General features: G+C 68.1%; 15 protein-coding genes and 1 pseudogene. 9 read left to right on the forward strand and 7 right to left on the reverse strand.

Annotated features, from left to right (window positions below; translation table 11 throughout):
* Positions 1 to 69: 69 nt before the first annotated feature.
* Positions 70 to 525, forward strand: a complete 456-nt coding sequence (locus ACQ858_RS21755) for an FHA domain-containing protein (RefSeq protein WP_431274599.1) — start codon at positions 70 to 72, stop codon at positions 523 to 525.
* Between the two features lie 224 nt (positions 526 to 749).
* Entirely contained in the window at positions 750 to 2,435 is a 1,686-nt protein-coding gene (locus tag ACQ858_RS21760; RefSeq protein WP_431274600.1) for a methyl-accepting chemotaxis protein, read from the forward strand.
* A gap of 4 nt (positions 2,436 to 2,439) precedes the next feature.
* Here ACQ858_RS21760 and ACQ858_RS21765 read toward each other — a convergent pair whose 3' ends face one another.
* On the reverse strand, positions 2,440 to 2,832 hold the full coding sequence (locus ACQ858_RS21765) for a hypothetical protein (protein ID WP_431274601.1): 393 nt from the start codon (positions 2,830 to 2,832) through the stop codon (positions 2,440 to 2,442).
* A 146-nt stretch (positions 2,833 to 2,978) separates the two neighbouring features.
* Between ACQ858_RS21765 and ACQ858_RS21770 the strand changes: the two genes are divergently transcribed.
* From ACQ858_RS21770 to ACQ858_RS21800, 7 genes and pseudogenes are all read left to right on the forward strand, one after another.
* The gene (locus ACQ858_RS21770) at positions 2,979 to 3,407 is read left to right on the forward strand and encodes a hotdog fold thioesterase (RefSeq protein ID WP_431274602.1); all 429 of its coding nucleotides are present in this window, start codon (positions 2,979 to 2,981) and stop codon (positions 3,405 to 3,407) included.
* 74 nt (positions 3,408 to 3,481) lie between these two features.
* Positions 3,482 to 4,846, forward strand: coding sequence for a solute carrier family 23 protein (locus ACQ858_RS21775; RefSeq protein WP_431274603.1), 1,365 nt, complete (start codon positions 3,482 to 3,484; stop codon positions 4,844 to 4,846).
* A 109-nt stretch (positions 4,847 to 4,955) separates the two neighbouring features.
* Positions 4,956 to 5,725: pseudogene (gene minC, locus ACQ858_RS21780) on the forward strand (septum site-determining protein MinC).
* A gap of 51 nt (positions 5,726 to 5,776) precedes the next feature.
* On the forward strand, positions 5,777 to 6,592 hold the full coding sequence (gene minD, locus ACQ858_RS21785; RefSeq protein ID WP_431274604.1) for a septum site-determining protein MinD: 816 nt from the start codon (positions 5,777 to 5,779) through the stop codon (positions 6,590 to 6,592).
* A gap of 3 nt (positions 6,593 to 6,595) precedes the next feature.
* Complete coding sequence (minE, locus tag ACQ858_RS21790) at positions 6,596 to 6,871, forward strand: cell division topological specificity factor MinE (protein ID WP_431274605.1); 276 nt, start codon at positions 6,596 to 6,598, stop codon at positions 6,869 to 6,871.
* A 100-nt stretch (positions 6,872 to 6,971) separates the two neighbouring features.
* On the forward strand, positions 6,972 to 7,418 hold the full coding sequence (locus tag ACQ858_RS21795; protein ID WP_431274606.1) for a bacteriohemerythrin: 447 nt from the start codon (positions 6,972 to 6,974) through the stop codon (positions 7,416 to 7,418).
* A gap of 25 nt (positions 7,419 to 7,443) precedes the next feature.
* Positions 7,444 to 8,133, forward strand: a complete 690-nt coding sequence (locus ACQ858_RS21800) for a response regulator (RefSeq protein WP_431274607.1) — start codon at positions 7,444 to 7,446, stop codon at positions 8,131 to 8,133.
* A 20-nt stretch (positions 8,134 to 8,153) separates the two neighbouring features.
* On the opposite strand, the gene ubiM is transcribed toward ACQ858_RS21800, so the two are convergent.
* The 6 genes from ubiM to ACQ858_RS21830 are packed head-to-tail and all read right to left on the reverse strand — an operon-like array spanning position 8,154 to position 14,720.
* A complete protein-coding gene (gene ubiM / locus ACQ858_RS21805) occupies positions 8,154 to 9,392 on the reverse strand; it encodes a 5-demethoxyubiquinol-8 5-hydroxylase UbiM (RefSeq protein ID WP_431274608.1) in 1,239 nt (412 codons plus the stop codon).
* Positions 9,376 to 10,272, reverse strand: a complete 897-nt coding sequence (locus ACQ858_RS21810) for an acyltransferase (RefSeq protein ID WP_431274609.1) — start codon at positions 10,270 to 10,272, stop codon at positions 9,376 to 9,378. Before ACQ858_RS21810 ends, ubiM begins: the two co-directional genes overlap by 17 nt.
* Complete coding sequence (locus ACQ858_RS21815; RefSeq protein WP_431274610.1) at positions 10,269 to 12,635, reverse strand: adenosylcobalamin-dependent ribonucleoside-diphosphate reductase; 2,367 nt, start codon at positions 12,633 to 12,635, stop codon at positions 10,269 to 10,271. Before ACQ858_RS21815 ends, ACQ858_RS21810 begins: the two co-directional genes overlap by 4 nt.
* A gap of 4 nt (positions 12,636 to 12,639) precedes the next feature.
* Entirely contained in the window at positions 12,640 to 13,845 is a 1,206-nt protein-coding gene (locus ACQ858_RS21820) for an NAD(P)H-dependent flavin oxidoreductase (RefSeq protein ID WP_431276919.1), read from the reverse strand.
* Between the two features lie 41 nt (positions 13,846 to 13,886).
* On the reverse strand, positions 13,887 to 14,543 hold the full coding sequence (locus tag ACQ858_RS21825; protein WP_431274611.1) for an OmpW/AlkL family protein: 657 nt from the start codon (positions 14,541 to 14,543) through the stop codon (positions 13,887 to 13,889).
* Positions 14,544 to 14,546: 3 nt separating this feature from the next.
* A complete protein-coding gene (locus ACQ858_RS21830) occupies positions 14,547 to 14,720 on the reverse strand; it encodes a hypothetical protein (RefSeq protein WP_431274612.1) in 174 nt (57 codons plus the stop codon).
* Between the last annotated feature and the right edge of the window lie 7 nt (positions 14,721 to 14,727).

The following is a 14,727-nucleotide window of genomic DNA, read 5'->3' on the forward strand; positions in this document are numbered from 1 at the left end:
GGGACGCTTCAAAAAGGGCTGGACGCGCCGAAAAGCACTCCACGTTCAACCACTTACAGCGAGAAGCACATGTCCAGACTCATCGTCCTGACGCGGCACGGCAGCGTGCGGCAAGTCAATCTCAAGGGACCGATCACGACGATCGGCCGCGATCCCGCCTGCGGGGTGCACATCGACAGCCTCGGCGTGAGCCGCCACCACGCGGCGATCCGCTGGATGGGCGGCCGCTTCGTCGTGCTCGACATGGCAAGCCGCAACGGCACCTTCGTGAACCAGGCGCGCGTGCGCGAAAGCACGCTGCGCAACGGCGATGCGATCGGCGTGGGCGACTGCCAGATCCGCTTCCTCCAGACCCTCAGCGCGCTGGCAGACGAGGATGCGCTCAAGCTGGTCAGCGTGGACGGCGATCCGGTCGAGCTCGAAGCCGCGCGCCAGCGCAGCGACTGGGCGACCTTTTTCCGCCAGGGCCGCGCGGCCCGGCAGACCGAAGCTCGCCGCTACGCCGGCGTGGAATGGCGCGTCTGAGCGGCCGGCCAGGCTCGCCAAAAAAGGCCCGCACGCGGCGGGCCCGAATGATCTTTGGCGAGAAGATCCCTGGAGAACCAGCCTTGATATCGGCCGCCGGCCCGAAAGATTGAGGAGATTCGACCGAACGTCATGCCTCCTCAAGTTCCGCGGATTCCGGCCGATATGCGAGTGACGAGTGCGCAGCCTGCGCACATTCCTTCGCATCTTCCGGAATCACGACCATGTCCTTGAGCAACATATCGATCGGCCGACGTCTCGCCCTCGTGCTTGGCGCCATCCTTGCCCTCTTCCTCGCCGGCAGCGTGTTCGCGGTGCTGAAGCTGCACCGGCTGGGCGAGGAAATCGACCGCATGGTCAACGACAACGTGAAGACCGAGCGCGCCGGCTCCGAGTGGCTGCGCCACACGCACTCTGGCGTGCAGCGCGCGGCCGCCATCGCCAAGAGCAGCGACCCGAGCCTGATCGCCTACTTTGCGCCGGCGACCGCGGCAGCCATCAAGGATACGAACGAACTGCAGAAGTTCATCGAGAGCCAGATGGTCAAGCCGGAAGAGCGCGCACTGTTCGAGAAGGTGGGCGAGCTGCGCAAGGTCTACCTCGCCGCGCGCGAGGAGGTCGGCAAGCTCAAGCTCGCGGGGGACCTCGAAGGCGCGAACCGCGTGTTCACCGCGCGCTTCGAACCGACCTCGGTCGACTACCTTGCCGGCGTGCAGAAGATGGTGGACCTGCAGCGCGCCGAGCTCGACGCCGCCGCCGAGCGCGGACAGGCCCTGCGTGCGCAGACCAGCATGCTGCTGATGATCTGCACCGCCCTCTCGCTGGCGTTGGGCGGCGCGATGGCATGGTTCCTCGCGCGCAGCATCACGCGCCCGCTGCGCCGCGCCGAATCGATGGCCCAGGCCATCGCGGAAATGGACCTGACCGGCACGCCGCAGACGAGCTATGCCGACGATGAAACCGGCAAGCTGCTGCGCGCGCTCGACCAGATGCGCACCGCGTTGCACGCGTCGCTGCATCAGGTGCAGGGCGTGGTGGTGAATGTGTCCACGGCCAGCTCGCAGATCGCATCGGGCAACCAGGACCTGTCCTCGCGCACCGAAGAGCAGGCGAGCTCGCTCGAAGAGACCGCCGCTTCGATGGAAGAGCTCACCAGCACGGTCAAGCAGAACGCGGACAACGCGCGGCAGGCCAACCAGCTGGCGGTGTCGGCGTCGGAAGTCGCCGTGCGCGGCGGCAGCGTGGTGAGCCAGGTCGTGGACACGATGGGCTCGATCAATGCGTCCTCGCGCAAGATCGTGGACATCATCGGTGTGATCGACGGCATCGCGTTCCAGACCAACATCCTCGCGCTGAACGCGGCGGTGGAAGCGGCGCGTGCCGGCGAGCAGGGCCGAGGCTTCGCGGTGGTCGCCTCGGAAGTGCGCAACCTGGCGCAACGCTCTGCGGCGGCCGCCAAGGAAATCAAGACCCTGATCGGCGACTCGGTCGACAAGGTCGAGGAAGGCAGCAAGCAGGTGGCCGAAGCGGGCCGCACGATGGACGAAATCGTCGACAGCGTGAAGCGCGTGACGGACATCATGGGTGAAATCACCGCGGCGAGCCAGGAGCAGACCTCGGGCATCGAGCAGATCAACCAGGCCATCACGCAGATGGACCAGGTGACCCAGCAGAACGCCGCGCTGGTCGAGGAAGCCGCCGCAGCCGCCGCTTCGCTTCAGGAGCAGGCCGGGAGCCTCTCGCAGGTGGTGGGCGTCTTCAAGCTGGACGGCCAGGGCCACCGCCCGGTGGCCGTCGCGCAGCGCGCGGTCACAGCCAAGGCCGCAGCGGTCGCGAAGAAGCCCGCGGCGCCGGTGCAGAAGCCGGCCGTCGCGGCCGTGGCAGCCGGCGGCGACTGGGAGTCGTTCTGAGCCGCTAGCGCTCCGGGTCGGTCGCCGGCCCCGCGTGCTCTTCGTTGAAGCGCTTTTCCGCGGCGGTCAGATGGGTGGTCAGGACATGCGAGATCACGTTGATGCCAAGGCCCGCGAACAGCGCGGGCAACAGGTAGAGCGCCACCCGCACTTCCGAGACGAAGAACACGTTGTCCGCGAGTGAGGGGGTCGCGTTCGCAAGGGTGGCCAGCCGCTGAAGGAAAAAGACATCGATCCCCGCGATGGCGACCAGCGTGAACCCGAGCACCAGCACCGTGAAGCGCGAGATCGCGCGCTTGGCGATCAGCACGCCATAGATGGAGAACGGCAGCACGACCGACACCGCCACCATCACCCAGAAGCGCGTTTCCGTGAAGACCGAATAGCTGACGTGCATGGCGTGACACCTCGGGGGACTGGGCCGGAAAGGACGGGGGACGCGAAGCTTGGCATGCCGGCCGCTTCGGCATTGTCTAGCGCGCGTAAAGTTTTCGGCGCCGGTCGCTATAGTCTGCGCAGCCCGAAATCTGGAGAAAGTTCCCCATGCGCATCTGGAAAAAAGAAATCTCGGTCGAGGAATTGACCCGGAGCCACATCGACACGGCGGTCGCCAACCTCGGGATCGAGTTTCTGGAGATCGGGGACGACTTCATCCGGGCGCGCGTGCCGGTGGACAAGCGCACGGTGCAGCCCTACGGCATCCTGCACGGCGGCGTCTCGGTGGTGCTGGCCGAAACGCTGGGCTCCTGCGGCGCACACTATTCGGCGCCCGAGGGTCACCGCGCGGTGGGGCTGGACATCAACGCAAACCACCTCAAGTCCGCGAATTCAGGCTGGGTCACCGGCGTTGCACGGCCCGTGCACCGGGGCCGCACCACGCAGGTCTGGCAGATCGATCTCACCAACGACGCGGGCGAGCTGACCTGCGTCTCGCGCATCACGATGGCCGTGCTGGCGCCGCGCGGGGACTGAGCGCCCCGGCGGGTCCGCGCACCCACCACCCGCTTCCTGGGAACAACAACAAACGAACCGATGAGGAGATCACCATGAGCGAGTCCTACTTTCCCCGCTGGCAGAAGGTGTCGACCACCGCCGGCGCCGTCGTCACACCCGATCAGCGCCTGCCCTGGCCGCAGACCGCCGCGATGGGCGTGCAGCACGTGATCGCGATGTTCGGCGCCACGGTGCTGGCGCCGATCCTCATGGGGTTCAACCCCAATGTGGCGATCCTCATGAGCGGCATCGGCACGCTGCTGTTCTTCCTCATCACCGGCGGGCGGGTGCCGAGCTACCTGGGGTCGAGCTTCGCCTTCATCGGCGTGGTGATCGCGGCCACCGGCTACTCGGGCTCGGGGCCGAACACCCACCTCGGCGTCGCGCTCGGCGGGATCATCGTGTGCGGGCTGGTCTATGTGCTGATCGGCGTCGTGGTGGCGCTCACCAACGAGCGGCGGACCCGGCGCGCGCCAGTCAAGGGCCTCGAAGGCATGGAGGTCGAGGAGGTCGAGAACGACGTGGCGGTGCACTGGATCGAGCGACTGATGCCGCCGGTGGTCACCGGCGCGGTGGTGGCGGTGATCGGGCTCAACCTCGCGAGCGTGCCGATCAAGAACATGGCGCCGACCGGCTTCGACACCTGGATGCAGCTCGTGACCTTCCTGAGCGTGGGCCTGATCGCGGTCTACGCGCGCGGGATGATGCAGCGGCTGCTGATCCTCATGGGCCTGATCGTGGCGAGCATCATCTACGCGCTCCTGACCAACGGCCTCGGCATGGGCAAGCCGATCGATCTCGCACCACTCGCACAAGCGGCGTGGTTCGGCCTGCCGACCTTCTCGTCGCCGGTGTTCGACGTGAACGCGATGCTGCTGATCGCGCCGGTGGCGGTCATCCTGGTGGCGGAAAACCTCGGCCACATCAAGGCCGTGGGCGCGATGACCGGGCGCGACCTCAACCCGTACCTCGGCCGCGCCTTCATCGGCGACGGCGTGGCGACGATGGTGAGCGGCGCCCTGGGCGGTACCGGCGTGACCACCTACGCAGAGAACATCGGCGTCATGGCGGCCACCAAGATCTATTCGACCGCGATCTTCGTCGTCGCCGCGCTGATCGCGCTGGTGCTGGGCTTCAGCCCGAAGTTCGGCGCGCTGGTGCAGGCGATCCCGCTGGCGGTGATGGGCGGCGTGAGCATCGTGGTGTTCGGCCTGATCGCGGTGTCGGGCGCCAAGATCTGGGTCGACAACCGGGTCGACTTCTCCAAGAACAAGAACCTCATCACCGCGGCGATCACGCTGATCCTCGGCACCGGCGATTTCACGCTCAAGTTCGGACAGTTCGCGCTCGGCGGCATCGGGACGGCCACCTTCGGCGCGATCCTGCTCTACGCGCTGCTCAACCGCTCCGAGGATTGAAATGAAACCTGGTGCAAGAGGTGTTGTGTCAGGTGATAGCGACGCGCCGGTTTCATGGCACGGAAGCCACTCCCGTTAGACTCCAACGCTTTTCGCACCTACGTTTTCCATGGCCGACGCATCCGCCGCGCGCACCAAGACGCTATTCGAGTTCAAGAGCGCAACGATGCCGCTGATCGCGGTCATTCTCCGCACCGCCGATCTCGACCTGCTCGCTGACGCGCTCGACGCCCAACTCGCCGATTCCCCCGACTTCTTCGAACAGGAGCCGGTGGTCATCGATCTCTCGCAGCTGCAGGACGACGACGCGGAGGCCGACATCGACTTCCCCGGCTGCGCGGCATGCTCGCGCGCCACCAGACGCAGCCCGTGGCGGTGCGCGGCGGCACCGACGCGCAGAACGTTGCGGCGCGTGCCGCCGGCCTGTCGGTCACCTCGATGCCCGCCGCACCCGCGCCCAAGCCGGCAGCCCCGCCCGCCGAACCGCCCGCCGAACCGCCGAGCGAGGCGCCGCAGATCGTGCGCGAAGTGCCGGTGCCGGCCAACGGCACGCTGGTCATCGACAAGCCGCTGCGCTCGGGCCAGCAGGTGTATGCGCGCGGCGGCGACGTCATCGTGACCGCCATCGTGAGCTTCGGCGCCGAGGTGATCGCGGACGGCAACGTCCATGTGTACGCACCGCTGCGCGGCAAGGCGATCGCCGGTGCGCGCGGCAACACCGAGGCGCGCATCTTCACGACCTGCCTGGAGGCGCAGCTCGTCGCCATCGCGGGCATCTACCGAACGTCCGAGGTCGCGCTGCCCGCCGAGGTCGCGGGCAAGGCGGCGCAGATCTCGCTGGAGGACGGCAAGAAGATCGTGATCCAGCCGATCGAATGAGACTGCGGTGACGAACCGAACAACTGAAACGAACGAAAGAGGAATGTGGCAATGGCCAAAATTGTGGTGGTGACCTCGGGCAAGGGCGGCGTCGGCAAGACGACCACGAGCGCGAGCTTCGCGTCCGGCCTCGCGCTGGCTGGCAAGAAGACGGCGGTGATCGATTTCGACGTCGGCCTGCGCAACCTCGACCTCATCATGGGCTGCGAGCGCCGCGTGGTGTTCGACCTGATCAACGTGATCCAGGGCGAGGCCAACCTGAGCCAGGCGCTCATCAAGGACAAGCACTGCGAGAACCTCTACGTGCTGGCCGCCTCGCAGACGCGCGACAAGGACGCGCTGACGCAGGACGGCGTCGAGAAGATCCTCAAGGAGCTGGCCGACCAGGGCTTCGAGTACATCGTGTGCGACTCGCCCGCCGGCATCGAGGTCGGCGCACTGATGGCCATGCACTTCGCCGACGAGGCGCTCATCGTGACCAACCCCGAGGTGTCCTCGGTGCGCGACTCCGACCGCATCCTGGGCATGCTCAGCTCCAAGACCAAGCGCGCCAAGGAAGGCGGCGAGCCGATCAAGGAGCACCTGCTGATCACCCGCTACAACCCCAACCGCGTGGCGGGCGGACAGATGCTGTCGCTGGAAGACATCCAGGACATCCTGCGCATCAAGCTCATCGGCGTGATCCCCGAGTCCGAGAGCGTGCTGCAGGCTTCCAACCAGGGCGTGCCCGCGATCCACGACAAGGACACCGACGTGGCCCAGGCCTACAGCGACGTGGTGGCGCGCTTCCTCGGCGAGGACCGGCCGATGCGCTTCGTCGATGCCGAGAAGCCCGGCTTCTTCAAACGAATCTTCGGGGCGAGGTAACGCATGTCCCTTCTCTCCTTTCTGCTGGGCGAAAAGAAGAAGACGGCCAGTGTCGCCAAGGAACGGCTGCAGATCATCCTCGCGCACGAGCGCAGCAGCCTGGGCGGCAAGCGGCCCGACTATCTGCCGGAGCTTCAGCGCGAGCTGATCGCGGTGATCTCCAAGTACGTGTCGATCAAGGCCGAGGACATCAAGGTCAACCTCGAAAAGCAGGACGACCTCGAAGTGCTCGAGGTCAAGATCGAACTGCCCGACGGCACCGCCATCGCGGCGCGCTGACGCGCCGGCAGCGCGCCGGGGTCGCGCGATCATTGCGCGCGGTCAACGAAAGACCGGCCCGTCGTCGATAGGCTGGGGGCTTTCCATCAAGGAGGCCCCGATGACGAATCCGTTTCGCTTCGACTCGCTCTCTCTCGACCTGCCGTTCATGGACGAGGCGCACGAGCATCTCATGCGCCTGCTCGCGATCGTCGACGAGGCCGACGACGCGCATCTGCCGGCCGCATGGCGCGATCTGGTCGAGTGCACCGCCCAAGGCTTCGCCAGTGAAGACCGCTGGATGAACGACACCTGCTACGCCGCTCGCAAGGACCACCAGATCCAGCACCGCGTGGTGCTCGAAGTGATGCGCGACAGCATCACGCAGGCCGGGGAAGGCCGTCTGCTCCACGTGCGACAGATGGCCCGGCAGCTGCGGGACTGGTACCACAAGCACGTCCAGACCATGGACGCCGCGCTCGCGCTGCATCTGCGCGGCAAGCGCTTCGATCCGGCGAACGGCAGGTCGGGCCCGCGCCGCAGCGCCGTCGCTCCGGCCCGCGCCTGAAGCGGCCCCCGACCACCACAACCCCATGGATCACGACAGCACCGCGACGCCCATCCGCCTTCTCGTGGTCGATGACCACACCCTGTTCCGTCGCGGCGTGATCGCGCTGCTCGAAGCGGACCCGCGCTTTCGCGTGGTCGCCGAAGCGGGCGACGTCGGCGAAGCCCTACGCCGCGCCGCCGAGACCCAGCCCGACATCATCCTGCTCGACAACCACCTGCCCGGCGTCAAGGGCGTGGATGCGCTCGCGGGTCTCAGGCAGGCTGCGCCCGGCGCTCGCATCCTCATGCTCACGGTGAGCGAGGACGAGAACGACCTCGCCGCCGCCCTGCGCGGCGGCGCGCAAGGCTACCTGCTGAAGACCGTGGACAGCGACGTGATGGCCAGCGCCATCGTGCGCGCGATGGACGGCGAATCCGCCATCAGCCCCGAGATGACCGGCAAGCTCGTCACCGCCTTCCGCGCCATCCAGGGCAGCCCGCCTGCACCGCAGCAACCCCAGGCCAATGCGCCTGCGGAGCCCATCGAAAGCCTCTCGCCGCGCGAGCAGGAAATCCTCACCCACATCACGCGCGGCGCCAGCAACAAGGTCATCGCGCGCGCCCTCGGCATCGCCGAGACCACGGTCAAGATTCACGTGCAGCACATCCTGCGCAAGCTGAACCTCGCCTCGCGCGTGCAGGCGGCGGTCTATGCCGTGAGCCGCATGGCGTGAGCCCGCTTGCGCTCGCCGGGTCAGCGGTGCTGCGTCAGGTCGCCCAGCCGCAATGACACGGGCGGCGGCTGCAGCCCGCCGCGCCCCGTCAGCCGCGCCATGATCGCGGTCTTCAGGAGCGGCAGATTCTGCGCGCCGCAGAGAAGCCACCGACGCGCCACCCGCTGCATCGCGCCATTGCCCGCATAGAGCTTGGCAACCGCATTGGTGCCGTGGTACATCACCGCCGCATCGCGGCGATGGGCGCGCTCGTAGCCGGCCAGCACGCCGGCGTCGCCGATGTCCCGGCCCTGGTCGCGTGCGTCGCGCAGGACCCGGGTCAGCGCGGCCACGCTCTGCAGTCCGAGGTTGTAGCCATGCGCAGTGACCGGGTGCATGCCCACCGCCGCGTCGCCGATCAGCGCGCTGCGTTCGGCCGCGAAGCGGCGCGACAGGACCGTGACGAGCGGGTAGGCGAAGCGCTCGCCCACGAGATCCATGGCGCCGAGCCGGCCGCCGAACTGCGTCCCCACGAGCGCGGCGTACTCGGCCGCCGGCAGGGCCATGAGCCGCGCCGCCGAGGCGGTGTCGGCGGTCATCACCGCCGAGCACAGGTCGCCCGCGAGCGGCAGCACCGCCAGCGTGCGCTCGTAGCCGAAGCACTCATGGGCCACGTGGTGATGTGGCAGCGCATGGCGCATGCGGCAGACGATCATGGTGCGGCCGAAGTCATGCATGTCGGCGGCGATGCCGAGATGCCGGCGTGCCGCCGAGAAGCGGCTGTCGGCGGCAATGAAAAGGCGCGCGCGGAGGGCCTCGCGCGTGCCGTCGGCCACGTTCTCGATCTGCAGATCCACCTGCGCGGGCGAGGCCAGGGCATCGAGCAGCCGTGTGCAGTCCCGCAGGCGAACGGCCGGCCGTTCGGCCAGTGCTTCAAAGCTCACGCGGCGCAAGGCGTGGTTGGGCACGATCCAGCCCAGTTCCATGCCGGACTTGAAGCGCAGGGCTGCGTCGTGCCGGTCGCCGTCGATCACGCGGGCCTCGCGGATCTCGCCGATCTCTTCGGCCCGCAACCGATGCCAGAGGCCCAGCGCGCGCAGGGTGGCGGCGCTCGAATGGGTCAGCGCGATCTCGCGGCCGTCCTCGGGCGGCGCAGCCAGCGCATCGCGCGCCTGGATGTCGAGCACGGTGACGCCGAAGCCGGCGTCGTGCAGCGCGATGGCCATGGCGAGTCCTGCGGGACCCGCGCCGACGATGACCACTTCAGCGTCCTGCGACATGGGGTGACTCCTTCAACAACATGGGGATGAGCGAATCCTTCTCGGCCCACTGCAGCTCGATCCATTCGCGCAGACGCTGGCGGTAGGCCCTGTCGGCGGACGCGTCGAGCCGGACCAGCGCGGCAGGAATCTCCCGCTGCCGCACGTCCACCGTCACCGCCCGCAAGCGGCCGCTCAGCAGATCCCAGAAGCTGGGCGTGCCGTCCGGATAGACGATGGTGACGTCCAGCATCGCGTCGAAGCGCTCGCCCATCGTCTGCAGCGCCACACCGACGCCGCCGATCCTGGGCTCCAGCAGATGGCGATAGCGGCTGTGCTGGCCGGCGTGACGCGCGGTGGTGAAGCGCGTGCCTTCGACGAAGTTGATGACCGAGGTGGGAATGCGCTTGAACTTCTCGCAGGCCGCGCGCGTGGCGGCCAGATCGCCGCGCTGCGTGCGCGCATCGCCGCCGCGCTTCACGAAGGGAAAGTCGAGCGCCCACCAGGCCAGGCCAATGAAGGGCACCCAGATGAGTTGCTGCTTGAGGAAGAACTTGAGGAACGGAATGCGCCCGTGAAACACCCGCTGGAGCACCAGGATGTCGACCCAGCTCTGGTGGTTGACGGACACCAAGTACCAGCCGTTTCGTTTCAACCCCTCGAGGCCGGGGCCGCGGAGTCGCCACGGCTCGCGGCACGCGGCCGCGATCCAGGCGTTGTTGACGGCCACCCAGTTGCCGGCGATGGCATTCAGCAGCCGATCGCAGGCCGTGCGCAGCGAACCGGCCGGCAGCACGCGCTTGCACAGTGCCGGCACGACCATCAGCGAGAAGCCCAGCAGCGTGTTGAGCCCCAGCACGAGGCCGCTGCCAAGACCGCGCAGCACCGCCGGCAACCTCATCCGCAGCTTCCCACGTGGCCGCACTGGGTGCAGAAGTCGCAGCCGTCCTTGCGGATCATGGCGTGTGCGCCGCATTCGGGGCACTTCGCACCGGCCATCGGCACGGGCGCTTCGGAAGAAGATGCGGCATCCTGCGACGCCCCCTCCTCCAGGTTGCCGCGCCGCGCAATCAGATTCTGGATCGCGAAGGCGATGGCCGCGACTTCGGAGTCGTGCCATTGCGGCACCCGCGTTCCGTCGGCCTTGCGATAGTGGCCGAGGCGCACCGGCCCGCGATCCCACGCCACCTTGCGCATGTCGGCCAGCGCGCGATCGAGAAAGCCGCCGCGCGCGGCCAGCGACAAGAGGCGCATGCTGGCGGTGACCCACTGCTGCGACTCGCCGTTCTGGCCCACCGGCATGAAGAACTCGACCGCGCGTTCACGCCCGTCGGCGAGCGGCAGAAAGGACACCACGAGGTACAGCGTCTGGCGGCCCTGCGAGGTCCAGTACTCGATCTTGTCGGCGAGCGCGTTCAATGCGCCCTTGGGTCGGCGCTCGATCTGCGCGCGCATCGGATCGGCCGACTGCGCGGGCGCGGCGTCGAGCACCGAACCGACGATGGTATTGGGCCGGTAGGTCGCGAGCCCCTTGAGGCCCGCGTTCCATGCCTGCTGGTAGAGCCCCTTGAACTCGTCGTAGGGAAACTCGGCCGGCACGTTCACCGTCTTGGAGATCGCGGTGTCGACGTAAGGCTGCACCGCCTCCATCATCGCGAGGTGCGCTGAAGCGGGCATCGAGAGCGCCGAGACGAAATACGCCGGCAATCGATCGGTGTCACCGCCGAGGAAGCGGTAGAGCCGCCATGCATGGTCCTCGACCTGGTATTCGCTGACGCTGCCATCGGCCTCGCGCTTCTTGCGGCGGTAGGTCCACGAGAAGGCCGGCTCGATCCCGTTCGATGCGTTGTCCGCGAAAGCGAGGCTCACCGTGCCGGTGGGCGCGATCGAGACCAGATGGCTGTTGCGAAGGCCGTGTTTGCGGATCTGTGCCTGCAACGCAGGATCGAGCCGGCTCGCGAAGGTGCCGGGCGCGAGATGGCTCTGCGCATCGAAGGCCGGGAAGGCGCCCTTCTCGCACGCGAGCGCGACCGAGGCCGCATAGGCCGCGTCGCGCAGCGTGCGTGCGATGCGCACGGCCATCTCGCGGCCCTCGGGCTTGTCGTAGCGCAGGCACAGCATCGCGAGCGTGTCGCCCAGGCCGGTGAAGCCGACGCCGATGCGCCGCTTGGCCATGGCCTCCGCACGCTGCTGCGGCAGCGGCCAGAAGCTCAGGTCGAGCACGTTGTCGAGTGCGCGCACCTGCACCGCGACGGCCGCGCCGAAGGCGTCGAAATCGAATGCGGCCTGGCCGCCGATCGAAAACGGATGGCGCACGAAGCGCGGCAGGATCACCGGCCCGAGGTCGCCGCAGCCGTAGGGCGGCAAGGGCTGCTCCCCGCAGGGATTGGTGGCGTCGATGCGCTCCAGCGCGCGCAGGTTGTTGTCGTCGTTGATCGTGTCGGTGAACAGGATGCCCGGCTCGGCGAACTCGTAGGCCGAGCGCATCACCGTGTCCCACAGTTCGCGCGCGGGCAGGCGGCGGTAGACCCACCGGTCGCCCTCCTTCACCGCGCCCTGCGCGATCAGGGCCGGGCCCGGTGGCGCGCGATGCACCAGCGCCCAGCCCTCGCCGGCCTCGAGCGCCCGCATGAAGGCGTCGCTGACCGCAACAGAGACGTTGAAGTTGCTCCAGCGCCCCGGCGTGCGCTTGGCGGTGATGAACTCCAGCACGTCGGGATGGTCGATGCGCAGCACGCCCATCTGCGCGCCGCGCCGCGCGCCCGCGCTCTCCACCGTGGAACACGAGCGGTCGAACACGTCGATGTAGCTGCACGGCCCCGAGGCGAGCGAAGCCGTGGCACGCACCGCCGCACCGCGCGGCCGGATGCGCGAGAAGTCGTAGCCCACGCCGCCGCCGCGCCGCATGGTTTCGGCGGCTTCGCGCAGGGCTTCGTAGATGCCGGGGTAGCCGTCCGCATCCTGCCCCTGGATGCAGTCGCCCACCGGCTGCACGAAGCAGTTGATGAGCGTGGCTTCGAGGCCGGTGCCGGCGGCGCTCATGATGCGGCCCGCGCCGATCGCGCCCGCGTGCAGGTTCGCGAGGAAGCGCTGCCGCCAGCTCTCGCGCAGCTCTTCGGTTTCCACCGAGGCCAAGGCCGCCGCGACCCGCTGGAACAGGTCGTCGGCGCTCTGTTCGCCGGGCTTGAGGTACTTCTGAACCAGCACGTCCCGGCTGATCGGCTGCACCGGCAGTCGGCCCGGGACCTCGTCGTCGCGCTTCATGGCTCTAGGCCACGCCCGTCAGCGGCGCGGGACGCAGTCCGCCGAGCAGCCACTGCAGCAGTTCCTGCACCGAGCGGATCTCGCTGCCGAAGGGCAGCTTGCCCGCACCGCGGAAGAACAGGCCCTGCTCGGTCTGCCCCGACAACGCATGGCCGAGCATCTTGTCGATGCAGAACTTGCCCCAGCCCGGCGTTCCGTCGCGCAGCCCACAGTGGGCCAGGCAGTCGAAGCGCATGGTGCATTCAGTCTCCTTGTGGACCTTGGCATTCAGCCTCGGCTCCAGCCGCATGTACTTCGCGAGCCACTTGGTGCGCACCGCGCGCGCGGGCAGGCCTGCCACGCTGGTGAATTCGACGAGGTCCTCGGGCCGGGCATCGGCCAGCACCTGCTTGAACTTCGGATCGGCATCGCACTCGGTGGTGACCGCGAAGGCGGTGCCGAGTTGCACGGCCGTCGCGCCCAGCGACTGCAGGCGGCGGATGTCCTCCTGGGTGCCGACGCCGCCAGCGGCGATCAGCGGGATCTTTCCTTCGATGCCGGCCGACTTGAAGAAGGCCTGCGTCTGCGGAAGCACGACCTCGAAGTCGAATCGCGGATCGTGGAGGTCGCCCACCTTCGCCGCCCCGAGATGACCGCCCGCGAGGCGCGGATGCTCGATCACGATCGCGTCGGGCAGGCGTCCCTTCTTCTCCCATTTGCGCACGATCAGCTGCACGCCGCGTGCGTCGGAGAGGATCGGGATCAGCGCGACCTTCGGATGGTCCTTCGCAAGATCGGGCAGGTCCAGCGGCAGGCCCGCCCCGACCACCAGCGCGTCGATGCCGCAGGCCAGTGCGTGGCGCACCTGCGCCGCATAGGCGGAGAGCGCCTTCATCACGTTCACGGCCAGCAGGCCGCGCCCGCCCGACAGGCTGCGCGCAAGGCCGATCTCGCGGCCGAGCGCTTCCAGGTTGGCTGCATCGATACGCGGGCCCGCATCGGGCTCGGCCTCGAGGTGGGCCGTCTTCGCCATCAGGTCCGGATGCAGCCGCCGCAGATCGACCGACGACACCGTGCCGATGCCGCCGAGCCCCGCGACCGTGCCGGCGAGACCGCCCGCCGAGATGCCGACGCCCATGCCGCCTTGCACGACGGGCAGCAGTTCGCGACCCGCGAGCGTCCAGCTGCGCAGGCCCGACTTCGCGGCGAGCGCTTTCAGCCTGTCTGCCATCGACGCCGCATCACAGGGCGCCGCACCGGATGTGCGCGTCATCAGAAGCGGTAGCCGATGCCCGCGCCGAAAAGCCAGGGGTCGACCTTGACTGTCGAGAGCTTCTGGCCGAACTGGGTCACGTCGGTGCGGATCTGCACCTTCTTGACGTCGAAGTTGAGGAACCAGTTCTTCGCGAGCTCGATGTCCACGCCGCCGCCCACCGCGAGGCCCCAGCTGTTCTGGTCGAGGTCCAGACGGCCGACGGTCGGCACGAAGAGATTCACCGAGCTGATGCGCGTGTAGTTCACGCCCGCGCCCGCATAGGGACGGATCTTCGCGTCGGGCATGAAGTGGTACTGCAGCATCAGCGTCGGCGGCAGTTGCTTGAAGGTGCCGATGTCGACCGGCCCGCCCAGCGCGCTCTGCTGCACCGTGACGGTGTGCTTCTGCGGCACGGTCAGCACCAGCTCCGCCGCGATGTTGGGCGTGAAGAAGTAGGAGATGTCGACTTCGGGAATGGTCTTGTTGCTGACCGTGATCGCATCCGATGGAATGGCCAGCGCCGGGATCGGGTCGGACTTGTTGGCGGTATCGATGCGCACGGCGCGTGCACGCACCAGCCAGTTGCCTTGCGCTTCCTGCGCCTGTGCGGGCAATGCGCCCCATGTGCCGAGGACGGCGACGGCAATCAATGCGCGCGGACAATTTCTATGCATGTATCAGCTGCTCCAGAGTTGGCCGACGTCGAAAAAGGTGCGTCGGCAGCCGAGGGCAGTGTCGAGGCGCGCGGCACGAGAAAGCTTGATCCATGGCAAGACAAGCGCCAGGGCGCGCGCCGCGATGGCGATGAGCTTGATCCAGGTCAGTGGTTCACCGGAGCCCCGAATGCGCATTCGGGGC

The sequence above is a fragment of the Variovorax ureilyticus genome (assembly GCF_050632185.1).
In the GTDB taxonomy this organism is placed as follows: Bacteria; Pseudomonadota; Gammaproteobacteria; order Burkholderiales; family Burkholderiaceae_C; genus Variovorax; species Variovorax ureilyticus_A.